General features: G+C 72.1%; 17 protein-coding genes. 8 read left to right on the top strand and 9 right to left on the bottom strand.

Annotated features, from left to right (window positions below; genetic code table 11):
• Positions 1-292 precede the first annotated feature (292 nt).
• Together ABZ234_RS19860 and ABZ234_RS19855 are read left to right on the top strand one after the other, a co-directional pair.
• Positions 293-1,426: an undecaprenyl-diphosphate phosphatase gene (locus tag ABZ234_RS19860; protein ID WP_355013052.1), complete on the top strand. Its 1,134-nt coding sequence runs from the start codon at positions 293-295 to the stop codon at positions 1,424-1,426.
• 560 nt (positions 1,427-1,986) lie between these two features.
• Complete coding sequence (locus ABZ234_RS19855) at positions 1,987-3,627, top strand: septum formation family protein (RefSeq protein ID WP_355013051.1); 1,641 nt, start codon at positions 1,987-1,989, stop codon at positions 3,625-3,627.
• Positions 3,628-3,957: 330 nt separating this feature from the next.
• On the opposite strand, the gene ABZ234_RS19850 is transcribed toward ABZ234_RS19855, so the two are convergent.
• Together ABZ234_RS19850 and ABZ234_RS19845 are read right to left on the bottom strand one after the other, a co-directional pair.
• Positions 3,958-4,206: a hypothetical protein gene (locus ABZ234_RS19850; RefSeq protein WP_355013050.1), complete on the bottom strand. Its 249-nt coding sequence runs from the start codon at positions 4,204-4,206 to the stop codon at positions 3,958-3,960.
• Positions 4,207-4,352: 146 nt separating this feature from the next.
• Positions 4,353-4,646, bottom strand: a complete 294-nt coding sequence (locus tag ABZ234_RS19845) for a hypothetical protein (protein WP_355013049.1) — start codon at positions 4,644-4,646, stop codon at positions 4,353-4,355.
• Positions 4,647-5,228: 582 nt separating this feature from the next.
• On the opposite strand from ABZ234_RS19845, the gene ABZ234_RS19840 reads away from it, so the two are divergent.
• Positions 5,229-5,480, top strand: a complete 252-nt coding sequence (locus ABZ234_RS19840; RefSeq protein WP_267945334.1) for a hypothetical protein — start codon at positions 5,229-5,231, stop codon at positions 5,478-5,480.
• 448 nt (positions 5,481-5,928) lie between these two features.
• Here ABZ234_RS19840 and ABZ234_RS19835 read toward each other — a convergent pair whose 3' ends face one another.
• A complete protein-coding gene (locus ABZ234_RS19835) occupies positions 5,929-6,120 on the bottom strand; it encodes a hypothetical protein (RefSeq protein ID WP_355013048.1) in 192 nt (63 codons plus the stop codon).
• Positions 6,121-6,219: 99 nt separating this feature from the next.
• Positions 6,220-6,441: a hypothetical protein gene (locus ABZ234_RS19830; RefSeq protein ID WP_355013047.1), complete on the bottom strand. Its 222-nt coding sequence runs from the start codon at positions 6,439-6,441 to the stop codon at positions 6,220-6,222.
• A 146-nt stretch (positions 6,442-6,587) separates the two neighbouring features.
• On the opposite strand from ABZ234_RS19830, the gene ABZ234_RS19825 reads away from it, so the two are divergent.
• On the top strand, positions 6,588-7,196 hold the full coding sequence (locus ABZ234_RS19825; RefSeq protein WP_355013046.1) for a TetR/AcrR family transcriptional regulator: 609 nt from the start codon (positions 6,588-6,590) through the stop codon (positions 7,194-7,196).
• 102 nt (positions 7,197-7,298) lie between these two features.
• Here ABZ234_RS19825 and arc read toward each other — a convergent pair whose 3' ends face one another.
• Together arc and ABZ234_RS19815 are read right to left on the bottom strand one after the other, a co-directional pair.
• Positions 7,299-9,068, bottom strand: coding sequence for a proteasome ATPase (gene arc, locus ABZ234_RS19820; protein WP_267945338.1), 1,770 nt, complete (start codon positions 9,066-9,068; stop codon positions 7,299-7,301).
• 319 nt (positions 9,069-9,387) lie between these two features.
• Positions 9,388-10,401 (bottom strand): tRNA (adenine-N1)-methyltransferase, encoded by a 1,014-nt coding sequence (locus ABZ234_RS19815; protein WP_267945339.1) that lies wholly within the window; start codon positions 10,399-10,401, stop codon positions 9,388-9,390.
• 259 nt (positions 10,402-10,660) lie between these two features.
• On the opposite strand from ABZ234_RS19815, the gene ppgK reads away from it, so the two are divergent.
• Complete coding sequence (gene ppgK, locus ABZ234_RS19810) at positions 10,661-11,425, top strand: polyphosphate--glucose phosphotransferase (RefSeq protein WP_355013045.1); 765 nt, start codon at positions 10,661-10,663, stop codon at positions 11,423-11,425.
• Between the two features lie 82 nt (positions 11,426-11,507).
• Here the strand turns inward: ppgK and ABZ234_RS19805 are convergent, their stop codons facing one another.
• Both ABZ234_RS19805 and ABZ234_RS19800 read right to left on the bottom strand, forming a co-directional pair.
• Complete coding sequence (locus ABZ234_RS19805; RefSeq protein WP_355013044.1) at positions 11,508-11,759, bottom strand: DUF2000 family protein; 252 nt, start codon at positions 11,757-11,759, stop codon at positions 11,508-11,510.
• A 182-nt stretch (positions 11,760-11,941) separates the two neighbouring features.
• Positions 11,942-12,307: a hypothetical protein gene (locus tag ABZ234_RS19800; protein ID WP_355013043.1), complete on the bottom strand. Its 366-nt coding sequence runs from the start codon at positions 12,305-12,307 to the stop codon at positions 11,942-11,944.
• A gap of 209 nt (positions 12,308-12,516) precedes the next feature.
• Between ABZ234_RS19800 and ABZ234_RS19795 the strand changes: the two genes are divergently transcribed.
• Complete coding sequence (locus ABZ234_RS19795; RefSeq protein ID WP_355013059.1) at positions 12,517-13,809, top strand: helix-turn-helix transcriptional regulator; 1,293 nt, start codon at positions 12,517-12,519, stop codon at positions 13,807-13,809.
• Between the two features lie 82 nt (positions 13,810-13,891).
• Here the strand turns inward: ABZ234_RS19795 and ABZ234_RS19790 are convergent, their stop codons facing one another.
• Positions 13,892-14,959, bottom strand: a complete 1,068-nt coding sequence (locus tag ABZ234_RS19790) for a site-2 protease family protein (RefSeq protein WP_344180770.1) — start codon at positions 14,957-14,959, stop codon at positions 13,892-13,894.
• Between the two features lie 150 nt (positions 14,960-15,109).
• On the opposite strand from ABZ234_RS19790, the gene ABZ234_RS19785 reads away from it, so the two are divergent.
• On the top strand, positions 15,110-15,913 hold the full coding sequence (locus tag ABZ234_RS19785; RefSeq protein WP_267945343.1) for a RecB family exonuclease: 804 nt from the start codon (positions 15,110-15,112) through the stop codon (positions 15,911-15,913).
• Positions 15,914-16,005: 92 nt separating this feature from the next.
• A complete protein-coding gene (locus tag ABZ234_RS19780; RefSeq protein ID WP_267945344.1) occupies positions 16,006-16,692 on the top strand; it encodes a response regulator transcription factor in 687 nt (228 codons plus the stop codon).
• The last annotated feature ends 77 nt before the right edge of the window (positions 16,693-16,769 follow it).

Here is a 16,769-nt window from a genome sequence, read left to right as displayed (position 1 = left end):
GACGTTGAGTCACGCCTCGGACGCCTCTCGTCGGACGGTCGTCGCCTCACCCCGCGCCACCTCCCCTGCGTCGCGGCCGACCCGCCGGGAATTCCGGTGGCGGCTCCGCGTACGCTCGGACCTCCCGGGAGCGGGCCGCCGTGCCCGCCCCGCCGAACGCGGCGCCGATCCGACCGGGGCCGGACGCCGTGGGCCCCGCCGCCCTCGGCCGGCTTCCCGGAGCATCCCCGCCGCTCACCCGCCACCCCGCCCTCCCCAGGGGCGCCCGAAGCAGCCTGGAGCAGTTCCCGCCGTGTCCCTCTTCGAAGCCATCGTCCTCGGCCTGGTCCAGGGGCTGACCGAGTTCCTGCCCGTCTCCTCCAGCGGACACCTGCGCGTGATGTCCGCGTTCTTCGGCTGGCCCGACCCCGGGGCCGCCTTCACCGCCGTCAGCCAGCTCGGCACCGAACTGGCGGTCCTGATCTACTTCCGGCAGCGGATCTGGTCCATCCTCTCCACCTGGACCAGGTCGCTGTTCGACCGCGAGCTGCGCGGCGACATCCACGCGCGCCTGGGCTGGTACGTCATCCTCGGCTCCCTGCCGATCGTGATCCTGGGCCTGCTCCTGGAGGAGCAGATCGACAGCGTCTTCCGCGACCTGCGCCTGATCGCGCTGACCCTCATCGTCTTCGGCGTGATCCTCGGCATCGTCGACCGGTACACGCGCAAGCACCGGGGGATCGAGGACCTCACCGCCTCACGCGGCCTGGTCTTCGGCCTCTTCCAGGCCCTCTCCCTCATCCCGGGCGTGTCCCGGTCGGGCGGCACCGTCACCGGCGGAATGCTGCTCGGGTTCACGCGCAAGGACGCGGCCGAGTACTCCTTCCTGCTCGCGCTGCCCGCCGTGTTCGGCTCCGGCCTGTACAAGCTGACCGACATCGGCGGGAACGAGTACGCGGGGTGGGGGGCCACGATCGTGGGAACCCTCGTCGCCGGCGTGGTCGGGTTCGTGGTGATCGCCTGGCTGATGCGCTTCATCTCCACGCACAGCTTCATGCCGTTCGTCTACTACCGTGTGGGCCTGGGCATCCTCATCCTGGCCCTGGTGAGCTGGGGCGTGCTCGACCCCGAGGGCGGCGCGGAGTCGCAGGCGGCCAGGAGCGACGTCGTGGCGGTTGAGCAGGAGGAGGAGCGGCAGGAGGAGGAGCCCGTGCCCTCCGCCGCGCCGACGGCGGAGCCCTCGGCCCAGCCCTCCGAGGCTCCCGCGCCGACCGTTGACCCCGTCACCGGCTGGGAGGTCGACCCCGAGGTGGGTCTGCCGCGCAACCCGGACACCGGGCTGTACCACGACCCCGAGCTGGGCATGGACGTGGACTACGACCCCGCGACGGGTCTGGCCACCAACCCGGTGACCGGCGAGGCCTACGACCCCCTGGCCGACGACTGAGCCCGTTCCCGGACCGTGCGAGGGGCGGTTCCCGTGTACGCGGGAACCGCCCGCACGGTGACGGTCCGCCGCGGCCCCCGAGTCCGGCACCGGGCCGCTGGGGCGCCTCCCCGCTATGGACCGCAGCAGCTTCTACATTCACCCCAATTCACCCCTAATCCGACCTTTTGCCCAAAACCAGAAAGCGCATGAACTTCACCTCTCCAGCCCCATAAACAAACGCGGACTCCTCGCCGTCTCCCAGGTTTTTCCTGTTCGGGACCTTCGTCAGGTTCGTGAGGAGGCCGGTGGAGCGACAGACTCCCGAGCGGTTTCGAAAAACCGTGTCCGGTTCCGGACATGGACGCGCAACCACCGGCTCCGAGGGCGTTCTACGAGTTCAGACCGTTCCTTTTCCTGTTCCGAGGGCTGCGGAACGACCGTTTTCCACGAACCCGGTAAACCGTTGTCGCATTCCTCCTTGTGCGCGCGCACCGCGTCGTTATAGTGGTGGCCCCCACCGGCCGGCCCCCTCGCGTCATCGCGACGCATGCCGCCGGAACCGAGGAGGAGCGCCTTCGATGGATCCCGAAACACTCGCCTCCCAGGTGTTTCCCTATGTGAAAGGCGCGATCAGCGCCTACGGGCAGGCGGTGCTGACACAGACCGAGGACGCGGCGGCGAGCGGCACCGTACGGCTCGGCCAGCGGGTGCTGGCCGCCGTGCTCAGGCGCGGGAGGACCGCGCCCCAGGTCGAGGACGCGGTCAGAGGGCTCGCCGCAGCGCCGGAGGACCCCGGCGCAGCGGGGGAACTCCACGGCCGGATCAGGCAGGCCCTGCAGGAGGACCCGGGTCTGACCAGGGAGGTGGCCGCCATGATGAACATACGGGTGTCCTCCTTCACGGTGACGGGCCACCACAACGTGAGCGTGGGCGGTGACCATCAGGGCCCGATCCACATGGGCGACAACACCAGCAACACGCACCACAACGTCCACCACACGGTGCACAACACCGTCCACGAGCGGAAGATCAGCGGCCTCTCCATCGCCGCGCTCGTCCTGGGCCTGCTGGGCTTCCTCGTCCTGCCCATCCCCTTCGCCATCGTCTTCGGGCTCCTGGCCCTCACCCGGGTGCTCCGGTCGCCGTCCCAGGCCCAGCTCCCGGGCGCCGACCAGGCCGGTGGCGGCGCGTCCGCCGCCGGAGGACCGTCCGCGGCGGGGCCCCGGGAAGCGATGACCGGCCCCGCGGGCCCGACCGGCAAGGACGCCGGAGCCGCGGCGAACAGCACTCCCCCTCCGACCGAGCCCGCCTGGCCGTCCGGACCCGCCGCCGACCCGGCGGCCGGCGCACCCGACGGGCGCGTGGGCGAGGCGGGGCCTTCCGGCGCCGAGGCGCCCTCGGGCACGGACCCCGCCGCTCCGTTCACACCGGACCGGTCGGTGAGCCAGACCGACCCCTCGGGTTCGGCCACTCCCCCCGGGGCAGACCCGGCCGCGCCGATCACGCCGGACCGGTTCGCAGGCCAGGCGGAATTCCACGCGGGCGTCTACCCGCAACCGGCGCCCACGCCCGGTGCGGCGGGTCCGCCGTTCACACCTCCGGTCGCCGAGGTGGCTGCCCCCTTCGTCCCGGCAGCCGGAAGCGGGTTCGCGGCCGCCAAGGCGATCAGCGTCGTCTTCTCCCTGGTCGGGCTCCTGGCAGCAGGCATGTGGGGCCTCGGGTGGACGGCCGCGGCCGTCATCGTCGCGCAGGCGGACTCCGGTTCCTACGCCTCGGAGGACACGGACCTGTCCATCCCGGGCACGCTCCCCTCCGCCTCCGGCGAGGGAGAGGGCCCCTCCCCCGTCGACCTGTGCGAGCCCTCGCCCGGATACGCCACGGTGTGCACGCTGGAGACCGGCGACTGCTTCATCGACCCGGCGGCCGCCGAGTTCTACGAGGTCGAGCTCACCTCCTGCGACGAGCCGCACAACGCCCAGGTGATCGGCTCCTACTCCCCCTCAGGGAGCGACTGGCCCGGGGAGGCGGCCTTCACCGCCGACATCGACGCCACGTGCAGCCCCATGAGCGAGAGCGCCCTGGACCCCGCGCGCATGCCGGACACGTACTTCGTCGGCTACATCGCCCCGAACGAGGAATCGTGGGACTACGGGATCCAGGAGGCCTTCTGCTACGTGGCCGCCGACGGGGAGTCGTGGACCACGTCCCTCACCTGGTGACCGGGCGTCAGACGGGTCCGCCGTGACGGAAGCCGGCACGACCGGCGGTCCCCTCGCGGCGGACCGGCCCCTGCGATCGGGGCGGCGGGGTCGCGCACGCCCGGACGACCGGGGGTGAGCCCGCTTCGTGTCCGGAAAGGTCGGCGCCGGCTCCGGGCTGTCAGGGCCCTGCCTCGGCGGGCAGGACTGCCTCCTGGCCGCGTTCTCGCGCAGAGAGAGGTGCCGTAGCCTTCCCGCGTTCGTGGCCGGGGCAGGGGAAGCCCTGTTCCCTCACGCCCGGTCCCCCGCGGCCACGTCGTGGCCGCGGGGGACCGGGCTTCGTGCTCGACGTCAGTTCGCGGAGCTGAAGGTGCGGCTCATCCCGGCGCCGTGTGGACCCGCGAAGTAGGTCACCATCTCGTAGACGGCCGTTCCGTCGTCGGCGGCCACGCTGCGGATCATCGTGATGCCGGCCCCTTCCGGCCCGGAAAAATGGTCCAGGCTCTGGAAGCGGGCGTCGGCCGAGGCCACCGCAGGCGCCCCCAGGGCGAGGCCGAGTGCCAGGACCGTCACGGCCAGGGCACGGTATGAGAGAACCATCGATCCTGCCTATCGTGTTCAGAGGTGGAAACGGCCCTGGCCCGGTGGGGGAACCACCACCGCGCCAGGGATCGCCCGTATTCGGGCTGTGGGCTGTGGTCCTGATGAGCCCGCGGGTGTGTCACCGCGGGCTCCCCTGGAGCGTCCTAGCCGGCGGCGCTGACGGCGCCGCCCTCGGAGGCGCCCTTGGGACCGGCCTCGCTGTGCTTCTCGATGTAGAAGCTGCCGCTCTTGCCGCCTTCGTGGCCGCCCTCGCCGTTCTCGTGGTGGCCGTCCGTGGCGAAGGCGACGACAGCGCTCTGCGAGGCGCCGTGGAGACCGGCCTCGGTGTGGCCGGTCGCGAAGAAGGAGTCGGCCACGGCCGCGGTCGGAGCGCCGAAGGCGAGAGCGGGCGCGACGACAGCGGCGAAGGCAAAGCGGGTCACGGTCTTGCGGTCCAAGGGTGTGTCCTCTCGGTAGGGCCTGGCAGGCCACCCGTGGGGTGACATGTCACAGGAACCGTGTGCGGGGGTCGGAGTCGGTGTCCGGCCCCACGCAATAAATATCCACACCAACCAATCGGCAACCCTGAGTATTAAAATGCCAACTCAAAGTAGTTATGGCGATGTCTTGGCCCGCCCTTGCCCCTCCGGACGCCGTCCATACCCTCCGCGTGGTGTATCCGGCCCAGCGCCGGGTGGCGGACACATCCGCCCAGCCCCGACCCACGGAAAACGATCCCGGGTCACCCGGCGCCTCCGCTCGGCCGGTCCGTCCGCTCAGCGGCGAAACGATGCTCTCCGCACCTCGCCGCCTCAGCCGACCGCACGAGCGCAAGGAGCGGCCTCGGCTCCAGACGACCGGGGGCTCCACGAGCGGCTTGGGCGTATATGGGAACAGCTGGGGTTCTTTGTTGGTGTGCCCGGACCGCAGTGTGGGACCTGGACGAGGTCCGGGACCCCGCCACGTCGACGTGGCCGCGAGGGAAGGGCCTGAGCGGGTCCGGCGCCGAGCCGGACCTTCCGTGAGAGGACACAGTCAGCATGCCGAAGAAGACCCTGCGCCGCTTCGCACTCATCGCCGCCATCGCTCCCGCTCTGGCCTTCGGAGCCCCTGCGGTGTCGATGGCCGACGCCTACTACGGGTCGGAGTCCAGCTCGGCCGGACCCAAGGGCGCCCACCACTGCGAAGTGCAGTCCAAGGCAAAGGACGGCAAGTCCTGGTACTCGAAGTCCTGTACGCACGCGGGCAAGCACGGGGCGGGTTCCTCGAGCACGATCAGCGGAGCACACTGACCCGGTCGGTGACCGAAGACGGACGGGCCCTTCCGACGACCGCGTCGGAAGGGCTCTCCCGTGCCGGGGGTCAGGGGTGTCCCGTGCTGCGCTGCGGGAGCGGCGCAGGCCATGGACCGCGCTCCCCGGACCGCCGGCTCGGACTACGGGCCGATGTCCCCACCTTCTGCGCCCCCACCGGCCTGGACCCCGCCCGACACCGCTGAGCGCGGGTCTCCCTGCGAGAAGGGCGTTCCGAACAACTCACCCCCTCACGTCACCACCGAACTCTTCGGCCGAGCCGTGCCAGCGTCTCCGGCTCGCCTGTGCGCACATCACGTGAACGCGACGGCGGCCCTGGAAAGGTCTTCCAGGGCCGCCCGTGCGCGTTGCAGAGCGTCACACGCGGGTTCGCCGGGCGGTGTCGGGGCGAGGTCGTTCTCGGTCTCCTCCGTCGAGCCGGGGCGGATCACAGGTGGAGGTCGCCCACGATGTCCCCCGCCTGGACCACCTTCGCGTTCCCGGAAACCTTGCCGATGGTGTTGCGGACCGTCCCGCCCTCCGCAGGGGCGCCGATGTGGCCGAGCTGGGTGATGTCGGCCCCGGGGCCGGCCTCCCCGATCGCGTTCTCCACGGCGGAGGGCTTCTTCTGTTCGCTCATGCGCGCAAAGTACCGCTCAGGAAATGGTGGAGGAAGACCGTTCCGTCCGATCGGCCGGCCGGGGGCGAGGTGCCGTGGGCCGCGGCGCACGGCGACCGCTCACCTGGCGTGCCCGGACCGCCTGGCCCTTCCCAAGCCCCAACCGGCCAGGACGAGGCCGAGAACCGCCATCGCCGCGTAGCAGGCGAGCCACACCTCGAACCCCCCTGGCACCTGGTGGAGAATTCCGGCCTCACCGTGGTCGGCCAGCAGCCGGATACCTCCCTGTACCCCCAGGACCAGCATCACCAGCCCCACGACCAGGCACGCCACATACACCATCGTTCTCCCTCCCTCTGGCACGCGCGGAGCCGGGACCGGGGCCTCCGACGCACGTCTCATTATGGTTCGATCGAACCATAACACGGCTTTGGTACGATCGCACCACGAAAATGCGTCCGCCGCACGCGACTCCGAGGAGAACCGCCATGCCCCGACAGGTGGACCACGACCTGCGCCGTCGCCAGATCGCCCAGGCGGTGTGGCGCCTGGCCACAAGGGGCGGACTCGAACACGTCACCCTGCGCCAGGTCGCCGCCGAGGCCGAGGTCTCCGCCCGGCTGCTGCAGTACTACTTCGGCACCCGCGACCGCCTGCTGCTGGGAGCGCTGGAGATCCTCAACACCGACGCCGAGCAGCGGGCCGGGCAACGCCTGGCCGAGCTGGGCGAGGCCCCCGGCATGCGCGCGCTCGTGCGCGGGGTGCTGTGGGAGCTGCTCCCGCTGGACGAGGAGCGCCGCACCCGGCACCTGGTGTACGCCGCCTACTTCATCCCCTTCGTCACCGATCCCGCCCTGGCCGCCGCGGCCCGCGACGCGCCACGCGCCCTGGAGGACCTCGTGTCCGGTCTGCTCGACCAGGGCCGGCAGTCCGGCGAGGTGCCGCCGGAGGTCGACACCGAGGCCGAGAGCGCGTTCCTGGTGGCGGGCGCCATCGGCCTGCAGACCAGCGTCCTGCTCGGTCAGCACAGTCCCGAGCAGGCCGTGGAGCTGATCGAGCACCGGCTCGACGGCGTGTTCGCGCCCCCACTCGGCTGAACAGCCATCACCCCGACATCACGGGGTCCGGAAACAACCGACACGGAGAGGGGCCGACCGGAACATCCGGTCGGCCCCTCCGAGCGCGTGGCAGGCGCGTTGTTACAGGTACTGGCCCGTGTTGGCGACGGTGTCGATGCTCCGCCCCGCGTCCGCCCCCTTCTTACCGGTCACGAGGGTCCGGATGTAGACGATGCGCTCGCCCTTCTTGCCGGAGATCCGCGCCCAGTCGTCGGGGTTGGTGGTGTTGGGCAGGTCCTCGTTCTCGCTGAACTCGTCGACGCAGGCCTGCAGCAGGTGCGACACCCGGATGCCCCTGGACTGCTGGTCGATGAAGTCCTTGATGGCCATCTTCTTGGCCCTGGAGACGATGTTCTCGATCATCGCGCCGGAGTTGAAGTCCTTGAAGTACAGGACCTCCTTGTCACCGTTGGCGTAGGTGACCTCCAGGAAGCGGTTCTCCTCGCCCTCGGTGTACATCCGCTCCACGACCCGCTGGATCATGGCGTCCACCGTGGCCTTGGTCGATCCGCCGTGCTCGACGAGGTCCTCCTCGTGCAGCGGCAGGTCCTCGGTGATGTACTTGCCGAAGATGTCGCGGGCCGCCTCGGCGTCGGGCCGCTCGATCTTGATCTTGACGTCCAGGCGGCCGGGCCGCAGGATCGCCGGGTCGATCATGTCCTCGCGGTTGGAGGCGCCGATGACGATGACGTTCTCCAGGCCCTCGACGCCGTCGATCTCGCTGAGGAGCTGCGGGACGATCGTGTTCTCCACGTCGGAGGACACACCCGACCCGCGGGTCCGGAAGATCGAGTCCATCTCGTCGAAGAAGACGATGACGGGGGTGCCCTCGGAGGCTTTCTCACGGGCACGTTGGAAGACCAGGCGGATGTGCCGCTCGGTCTCGCCCACGTACTTGTTCAGCAGCTCCGGGCCCTTGATGTTGAGGAAGAAGCTCTTGCCGACGTCGCGGCCGGTGCGCTCGGCGACCTGTTTGGCCAGCGAGTTGGCGACCGCCTTGGCGATGAGCGTCTTGCCGCAGCCTGGAGGGCCGTACAGGAGGACGCCCTTGGGCGGGCGCAGCTTGTGCTCGTAGAACAGCTCCTTGTAGAGGTAGGGCAGCTCGACGGCGTCGCGGATCATCTCGATCTGCCCGGACAGGCCGCCGATGTCGGTGTAGGCGATGTCGGGGACCTCTTCGAGGATGAGCTCCTCGACCTCCGACTTGGGGATCCGCTCGTACACGTAACCCGAACGCGGCTCCAGCAGCAGGGAGTCGCCGGGCCGGATCGGCTCGTCGCGCAGCGGTTCGGCCAGGCGGACGATCCGCTCCTCGTCGTGGTGGGAGATCACCAGGGCGCGTTCGCCGTCCTCGAGGAGCTCCTTGAGCATGACGACCTCGCCGACGGTCTCGAAGGACTCGACCTCGACGACGTTGAAGGCCTCGTTGAGCATGACCTCCTGGCCGGGGCGCAGGCTCTCGAGGTCCACCGAGGGACTGACGTTGACGCGCATCTTGCGGCCGTTGGTGAAGATCTCGACGGTCTCGTCGTCACGTGAACCGAGGTAGACGCCGAATCCGGACGGCGGCTGCGCCAGCCGGTCGACCTCCTCCTTCAGCGCCACGATCTGCTCGCGCGCCTCCTTCAGCGTGGAGACGATCCGTTCGTTCTGGCCGTTGGCAGCGGCGAGGTTGGCCTGGGCCTCCCTCAGCCGCTCCTCCAGCAGGCGTACATGTCGGGGCGAGTCGGCGAGCTTGCGCCGAACCACGCTGAGTTCCTTTTCCATGTAGGAGACCTGAGCCGTGAGTTCAGCGACTTCACGGTCCCGGTCGCTCTGACGCTCGTCGTCGCGCTCGGCCACGTCCGCCACCTCCCTAGGAGAAGTATGACTACTCGGAGCCTACCTACCCCTGCCCATTTCCTAACCTGTCTGCCGTGGGGAGTGTCGTAGGACTCATTTTGAACTCTTGCGTTACACCAGGTCACAGTGATAGCGGATGACCCGACGTAATCAGAAAGTAACCTCCGTGCCGGGCCCGGGCAAGGAAGGTCTCCCCCCCGGAGGACCTCGGACGGGGGCCAGCCGCAGGGGCGGGGCCGCGGCCCCGGACACGCGCGAGGCCCGCCCGGGTGTTCCGGACGGGCCTCGCGCGGTGCGGTGGGACTCGGGGGCGTGGCGGGCGCTCCCGCTACTCCCCGGCGGTGCCCGGCTCCTCCGGGCCCGCGTCGGGGGTCTCCGGGGCCTGCGGGACCCCGGCCTCGGCGGGGGCGTCCCCGCCCACGGCGGGCGCCGTACCGGGAGCCGTCTGCGCCGGACCGCGGCCGTCCTGCTCGCGGGCCGCGGTGAAGTCCTTGCCGTAGGCGCCCTTGGCCGGCCGGCGGCGGCGCTCGGGGGCCTCGGCCCCGTCGGCGAGGCGGCGGGCCACCACCAGGAACCCGGTGTGCCCGATCATGCGGTGGTCCGGGCGCACCGCCAGCCCCTCCACGTGCCAGGTGCGGAGCATGGTCTCCCACGAGCGCGGCTCGTAGAAGCGGTCGTCCTCGCGCAGCCCCTCGACCACGCGCGACAGCTGCGTGGTGGTGGCGACGTAGCAGCAGAGCAGTCCGCCGGGGATCAGCGCCCCGGCGACCGCGTCCAGGCACTCCCAGGGAGCGAGCATGTCGAGGAAGACGCGGTCCACGTCGGTCTCGTCGAGCTCCTCCACCAGGTCGCCGACGGTGAGCTTCCACGCCGGGTGCGGGCCGCCGTAGAACCTCTCCACGTTCTTGCGGGCGATCTCGGCGAAGTCGGCGCGACGCTCGTAGGAGTGCACCATGCCGTTCTCACCGACGGCGCGCAGCAGCCAGTTGGACATGGCTCCCGATCCGGCGCCCGCCTCGACCACCCGGGCCCCCGGGAAGATGTCCGCCTCGACCAGGACCTGGGCCGCGTCCTTGGGGTAGACGATGGTCGCCCCGCGCTTCATCGACAGCGTGTAGTCGATCAGCAGCGGGCGCAGCGCCACATAGGCCGTGCCGGTGTTGGAGCGGACCACGCTGCCGTCGGGCTGTCCGATGAGCTCGTCGTGTTCGACCTTGCCCTTGTGGGAGTGGAAGGTGCTGCCTTCGCGCAGGGTGATCGTGTGCATGCGACCCTTGGGGTCGGTCAACTGCACGGTGTCGCCGTCGGTGAAGGGGCCGCGGCGGCCATGGATACCGGTCAACGTCGCTCTCGTCTTCCCACGTCGCAATTGGTTGAGTCAGGGCAGTCGCCCAGGGTATCGGCCCCCCGATACCGTGGCGAACGGCCGGAGGCGGCCCGAACCGACTACGGACGGTCGTAGCGGTCCGGGCACAAGTCCGGAAACGGGCGGCTCCCGCCGGGGCCGAACGTGCGAACACCCCGCCTCCGGGGCAGTATCGACACCGCGGGACCGCGACGACGCCCATCCACCACACGAGGAACACGGGAGGCGACGACCCATGTCACAGCCGAACACGGCACTGGGGATCGACATCGGGGGCAGCGGCATCAAGGGCGCCCCTGTCGACCTGGTCGCCGGGGAGTTCCTCCGGGAGCGGATGAAGGTCCTCACGCCCCGCCACGCCGACCCCGCGGCGATCGCGGAGATCGTCGGCAAGATCGCCGCGCACTTCCCCGAGGTCTCGCAGGCGCCGCTGGGCATCACCTTCCCCGGGGTGGTGCAGGGCGGGGTCGTGCGCACCTCCGCCAACCTGCCCAAGAGCTGGGTGGGCACCGACGCGCGGACCCTGTTCACCGAGGCGACCGGCCGACCGGTGCGGGTCCTCAACGACGCCGACGCCGCAGCGGTCGCGGAGAGCCGCTACGGCGCAGCCAAGGGGGTGCCGGGCGTGGTGCTGATGACCACCCTGGGCACCGGCATCGGCTCCGCCCTGGTGGTGGACGGCAAACTCGTGCCCAACACCGAGTTCGGGCACCTGGAGATCGACGGGCACGACGCGGAGACGCGGGCCTCCTCCGGCGCCAAGGAGCGCGAGGACCTCTCCTACCACGAGTGGGCGACCCAGCGCCTGCACCGCTACTACCGGGTGGTCGAGGACCTGCTCTGGCCGGACCTGATCGTGGTCGGCGGCGGGGTGAGCCGCAAGTCGGAGAAGTTCCTCCCCCATGTGGACATCCGCACCCCCATCGTCCCCGCGGCCCTGCGCAACACCGCCGGGATCGTCGGCGCCGCGCTGGCGGCGGCCGAGCCCGGGACGGTCTGAGCCCCGGCCGCCGTCCCGTCCACGCCGGGCGGCGGCCCGCGGTCTCCCCGGTGGCATCCGGGCGGCTCCCGTACCGGGCCCCTCAGGGGTGCGGGCGCAGCCCCTTGAGCACCTTGTCGACGTCGCCCCTGGGCCCGTGGACCGCCACCCCCGCCAGGGCCAGGGCCTCGGCGGCCACCCCGAGCACGGCGGCCCGGTTGTCGTCGTCGTTGCCGGTGGCGAAGAGGTCCTCGGTGAAGAGCGCCGCGGACGGCCGCGCCGTACGCCTGGGGGCCGGGACGACGCGGACGGACCGGGCGCGCCGGAGGTAAGGCGCGGGCCGCCCGCCGGACACCGGGACGGAGGGGGCCGGGCGGCGGACGGCCCGCGCACGGGGGGTCGAACGGGTGGGCGGGCGGGACCGGGCAGGGCCCCGCACGGAGGGAGACCGGGTTTCGGGGGAACCCGGTCCCGCCCGCCTCCCGGGCGCGGGCACCGCTCACGCCCGGGGAGGCGCGGAGGGGGACCCGCGCCTGTTCAGGCGTCGCCGACGGTCATGGACAGGGCGCCCACGATCCGCCTGGCGGCGTCGGAGGTCCGGGTGGCGGGGGAGATGGGGACCCCCGACAGGGCGGGATGCACATCCACCTGGGCCGGCCAGCGCATCCACCACCAGAGGTCGCCCCTGTGCGGTCTGAGCAGCGCGCGCTGGGGGCGGGCGCTGGGGCCGGCGTCGACCGTTCCGGAATCACCGTCCTCGCGCACCTCCACGCCGTGTGAGCGCAGTTCGGCGGCCAGGACCCGCAGGGCCAGACCGACGGGGTCCACGCGGTCCGCCGGATCAGCCGCGGCGGGCTCCCACCGCAGACTCGGGCTGCCCGCCGGCGGGGTCTCCACGGTCACGGGGTGCCTCCCTTTCCTCCCGGATGCCTGCCGGGACCAACGACTCTTGCACTCTCCCGCATCGGCCCCGGTACGGGGCGTCTCTATGCGGATCACGCATCGCACCTTCTTTTTCACACATAGCCACCCAGGGCGGCCGGAATCCCTAATCTAAGCTCATGCCCCAACCCGACGGTGTTCTGCCACCGGACCTGTGGTCGCGGCCCCGCATGGCGAACGCGCTGGCGACCTGCGACATGGCCACAGTTCTCGAAGGCGTGCGCACTGCACGCGGATGGTCCCAGGGAGACCTCGCCCGCGCGGTCGCCTATTCCCAGAGCTGGGTCTCCCGGGTGGTCAACGGACAGCAGGCCCTGACGGTCAGCCAGGTCCAGGACCTCGCCCAGCGCCTGGACGTCCCGCTGCACCTGCTCCGCTTCGGAGGCTCCCCGCCGCCGGGCGGACCCGTCCAGAAGGAGGTGGACACCACGAGACGACGCGAGTTCGGGAAGGCGGTCGCCGCCGGGGCCCTTCTCACCGCCGCCCCCGCCGCTCCCCCGCCTTCGCAGGCGCCCCACCCGGTCGACGAGACCACCGCGTCCGCGCTGCGCTCCATCACCGGCGGCCAGCGCCGCATGGACGCCTCCGCCCCAGCCCGCCACCTGCTGCCCAGCGCCGTGACGCATGTGCAGCTGGCCGAGCAGATGCTCGCGCACTCGCGCGGGACGCCCTTCCACCCGGCGCTCAGCGCGGCGGCCAGCGAGGCCGCCGGATTCGCCGCCTGGCTCCACGCCGACCTGGGCGACATGGGCTCGGCCCGGGTCCACTACCGCACGGCGGTCGTCCGGGCCCGCCAGGCCGGGATGCGCCTGCTCGACGTGTACATGCTGGGGTCCCTGGCCGCCTTCGAGATCGACACGGCGGAGGACCCCGAACTGGGCCTGGGACTGGTGCGGGAGGCCGAGCACGTCCTGGGCCCCTCCGCGCACCCCACGGCCCGCGCCTGGCTCGCCTGCGTGGGTGCCCTCGCGCACGCGGGCACCGGCGACGGGGCCGCCGCCTCCCGCGCCATCGGCAGGGCGGAGAAGGAGGCCGCCCGCACGACCAACACCGACCCGCCCTGGCCGTGGGTGTTCGCCTTCGACCAGGCCAAGGTCGCCGGCTACCGCGCCCTGGTCGGGGTGCGCCTGCGGAGCCCGCACGAGGCCCGCGAGGCCTTCGCGGAGGCCCTCGCCCAGAAGGCCGCCAACGCCAAGCAGGCGGCGGTCCTCCAGGTCGAACTGGCCTCGGCGCACGCCGAGGCCGGCGACGTGGACGAGGCGTTCCACCTGGCGCGGGAGGCGCTCGCCACGGGGGTGCGCTTCGACTCCGAGCGGGTGATCGGACGGGTGCGGAGGTTCAGGCGCGGGTACCGGGGGCCCCGGGCCGGATGCGTCGACGACCTGGACCGCCGGCTCACGTCGCTCATGACCGGTATCGGGGCCCCTGGTCAGGGGGCGGGGAGCTGCGGGGGGTACCCGTGATCCGCATCGGAACCGCCGGCCGGCGCGGCCTGCCCCGGGAGCGCTCAGCGGCGGCCCGGCGCCGGCGTGGCCGTCCGCCGCGTCAGGCCCGGCCGGACATCGCCGCGTTGACGTCGGCGGCGCGCAGCACGCCGAACACCCCGCCGCCCGCCTCGTCCACCACCAGGTACTCCGGCAGCTGGTGCCCGGTCAGCGCGTCGAGCAGCTCCTCGCCCCTCAGGTCCACCGGCACCAGGGAGGAGTCCGTCACCGCCCGCGCCACACTCGACACCGGTACCCGGGCCCGGCGCCCCTCCGCGATCGCCGCGGCCGAGGCCGGGTGCACGATCGACGTCGGGGTGCCGTCGGCGTCGGTCACGACGATCTCCACGACCCCCGCCTCCCGCGCCCTCCCCTGCGCCTCGGCCAGCGGGGTGTCGGACGGCACCCGCACCGCAGGGCGGGCCAGGTCGCGCGCGCTCAGGCCGGGCACCCGCTCGCGCACCCGGGCCGCCCGCAGGGCGTCGGTGGCGCCCATCCACATGAACCCGCCCAGGAGCAGGCCCCACACCACCGCCCACGGGCTCAACCGCCCGCCGGACGACCACGCCAGGACGAACGGGATCGCCACCACCACCAGGGCCAGCCCCCGGCCGCCCCAGGCCGCCGCCACACTCCCCGCGACCTGCCTGCCGGTCGCCTTCCACACCCCGGCGCGCAGCAGCCGGCCGCCGTCCAGGGGCAGCCCGGGCAACAGGTTGAACACGCCCACCAGGAAGTTGGCGATCCACAGCTGGAACAGCAGCTCGCCCACCACGCTGAACGGGTCGGCGAACTGGTACAGGCCGAAGGCGCCCGCGGCCAGGATCAGGGAGAACAGCGGACCCGAGAACGCGATCCAGAACTCCCGCCCCGGGGTGGGCGCCTCCCGCTCGATCTCGGAGACCCCGCCCAGCACGTACAGCACGATCCGCCGCACCGGCAGCCCGTACATGCGCGCCACCACCGAGTGCGCGAGCTCGTGCACCAGGACGGAGGCGTACAGCAGGACCGCGAAGACGAACGCCAACAGGTACGAGGCGGGCCCCAGCGCGAGCCGCCCCTCGACGATCCCCCCGTAGACGAGGGTGATCAGCACCGCCACGATCAACCACGACGGCGTCACGTACACGGGAATCCCGAAGGGGCGGCCCAGGAGCAGCCCCTTGCTCTTGGCGCGGTCGCGGGTTCTGGGCGCGGAGGGCTCACTACCGGTGGTCACGTCCCCAGGGTACGGGGCTACCGCGCCCGGCCTGTCGCGACCTTCTCATAGGCTCGTCCCATGACCACCGCGCCCCTTCCGTCCGCCCTCTCGCCCTCGCGTGCCTCCGACTTCCTCCAGTGCCCCCTGCTGTTCCGGTTCCGCACCATCGACCGGCTCCCGGAGGCTCCCAGCGCGGCGGCGCTGCGCGGCACCCTCGTCCACGCCTGCCTCGAACGCCTCTACGAACTCCCCGCGGAGTCGCGCACCCCGCACAACGCCGCCGCCCTCGTCGACCCGCAGTGGACCGCTCTGCGCGAGAAGAAGCCCGAGGTCGATGAGCTCTTCGCCGACGAGGCGGAGCGCGACACCTGGCTGGAGTCCGCCCGCGACCTGGTGCGCCGCTACTTCGACCTGGAGAACCCGACGGCCCTGGAGCCCCGCGACCGCGAGATGCGCCTGGACGTGGCCCTGCCCACCGGGCTCAAACTGCGCGGCTACGTCGACCGCCTCGACGTCACCCCGACCGGACAGATCCGGATCGTGGACTACAAGACCGGCAAGTCCCCGCACCCCAGGTTCGAGGACAAGGCCCGCTTCCAGATCTTCTTCTACGCCGTGATGATCTGGCGCGACCTCGGCGTCGTCCCCACCCGCCTCCAGCTCGTCTACCTCGGCGGCGACGGGGCCGTGCGCTGGTACGACCCGACCGAGGACGAGCTCCGGGCCGCGGAGGAGGAGATCTCCGGCATCTGGGCCCGGATCGAGGAGGCCGGACGGACCGGCGTGTGGGCGCCCCGCAAGAGCAAGCTGTGCGGCTGGTGCGAGCACCAGGCCCTGTGCCCCGAGTTCGGCGGCACCCCGCCGCCGCTGCCCACCGCCTGACCGGCCGCGGCCCGGCCCCGCCCGCCGCGCCCCCGCCCGCGCCCCGGACGGCGGGGACCGGACAAGCCCCCCGATGAGGCACAATCGGCCGTGTGCCCGTCTCTGTACTGCTGGTCGACGACCAGCCCCTCGTCCGCGCCGGTTTCCGCATGATCCTGGAGTCCGCCCCGCACCTGTCGGTCGTCGGGGAGGCCTCCGACGGCCGCGAGGCGGTGCGGGCCGCCCGGACCCTGGTGCCCGACGTCGTCCTCATGGACATCCGCATGGCGGGCATGGACGGGGTCGAGGCCACCCGCCGGATCACGTCCTGGGCCCAGCCGCTGGGACACAGCGTGCGGGTCCTGGCACTGACCACCTTCGACCTGGACGAGTACGTGGTGGAGATCCTGCGCGCGGGCGCGACCGGGTTCCTCCTCAAGGACTCCCCGCCCGCCGATCTCGTGACCGCCGTGGAGGTGGTCGCGAGCGGCGCCGCGGTCGTGGCCCCACCGGTCCTGCGCCGCCTCCTGGACCGCTTCACGCCGCTGCTGCCCCCCGCGGCCGGGGACGAGGCCCCGGCCGCGGCCCTGACCGCCCGCGAGCACGAGGTCCTGCGGCTGGTGGCGCGCGGCTGGTCCAACGCCGAGATCGCCGCCCACCTCGTCCTGGGCGAGACGACCGTCAAGTCGCACGTGGGCAGCATCCTCACCAAACTGGGACTGCGGGACCGCGTACAGGCCGTGGTCTACGCCTACGAACACGGACTCGTCAGGCCCGGACGGCCCGACGGGGACGGCTGAGGCACGGTGCCGTCCGGGCGCGCCGCGGCACCGGGCCACCCGCCCCGCGGGCCCCGGCGCGTCGCTGTCGGAGTCCA

The sequence above is a fragment of the Nocardiopsis sp. NPDC006198 genome (assembly GCF_040613895.1).
Taxonomy (GTDB): Bacteria; Actinomycetota; Actinomycetes; order Streptosporangiales; family Streptosporangiaceae; genus Nocardiopsis; species Nocardiopsis tropica.
Note: the sequence above shows the minus strand (reverse complement) of the source record. Positions and strands in the feature narration are given on the sequence as shown.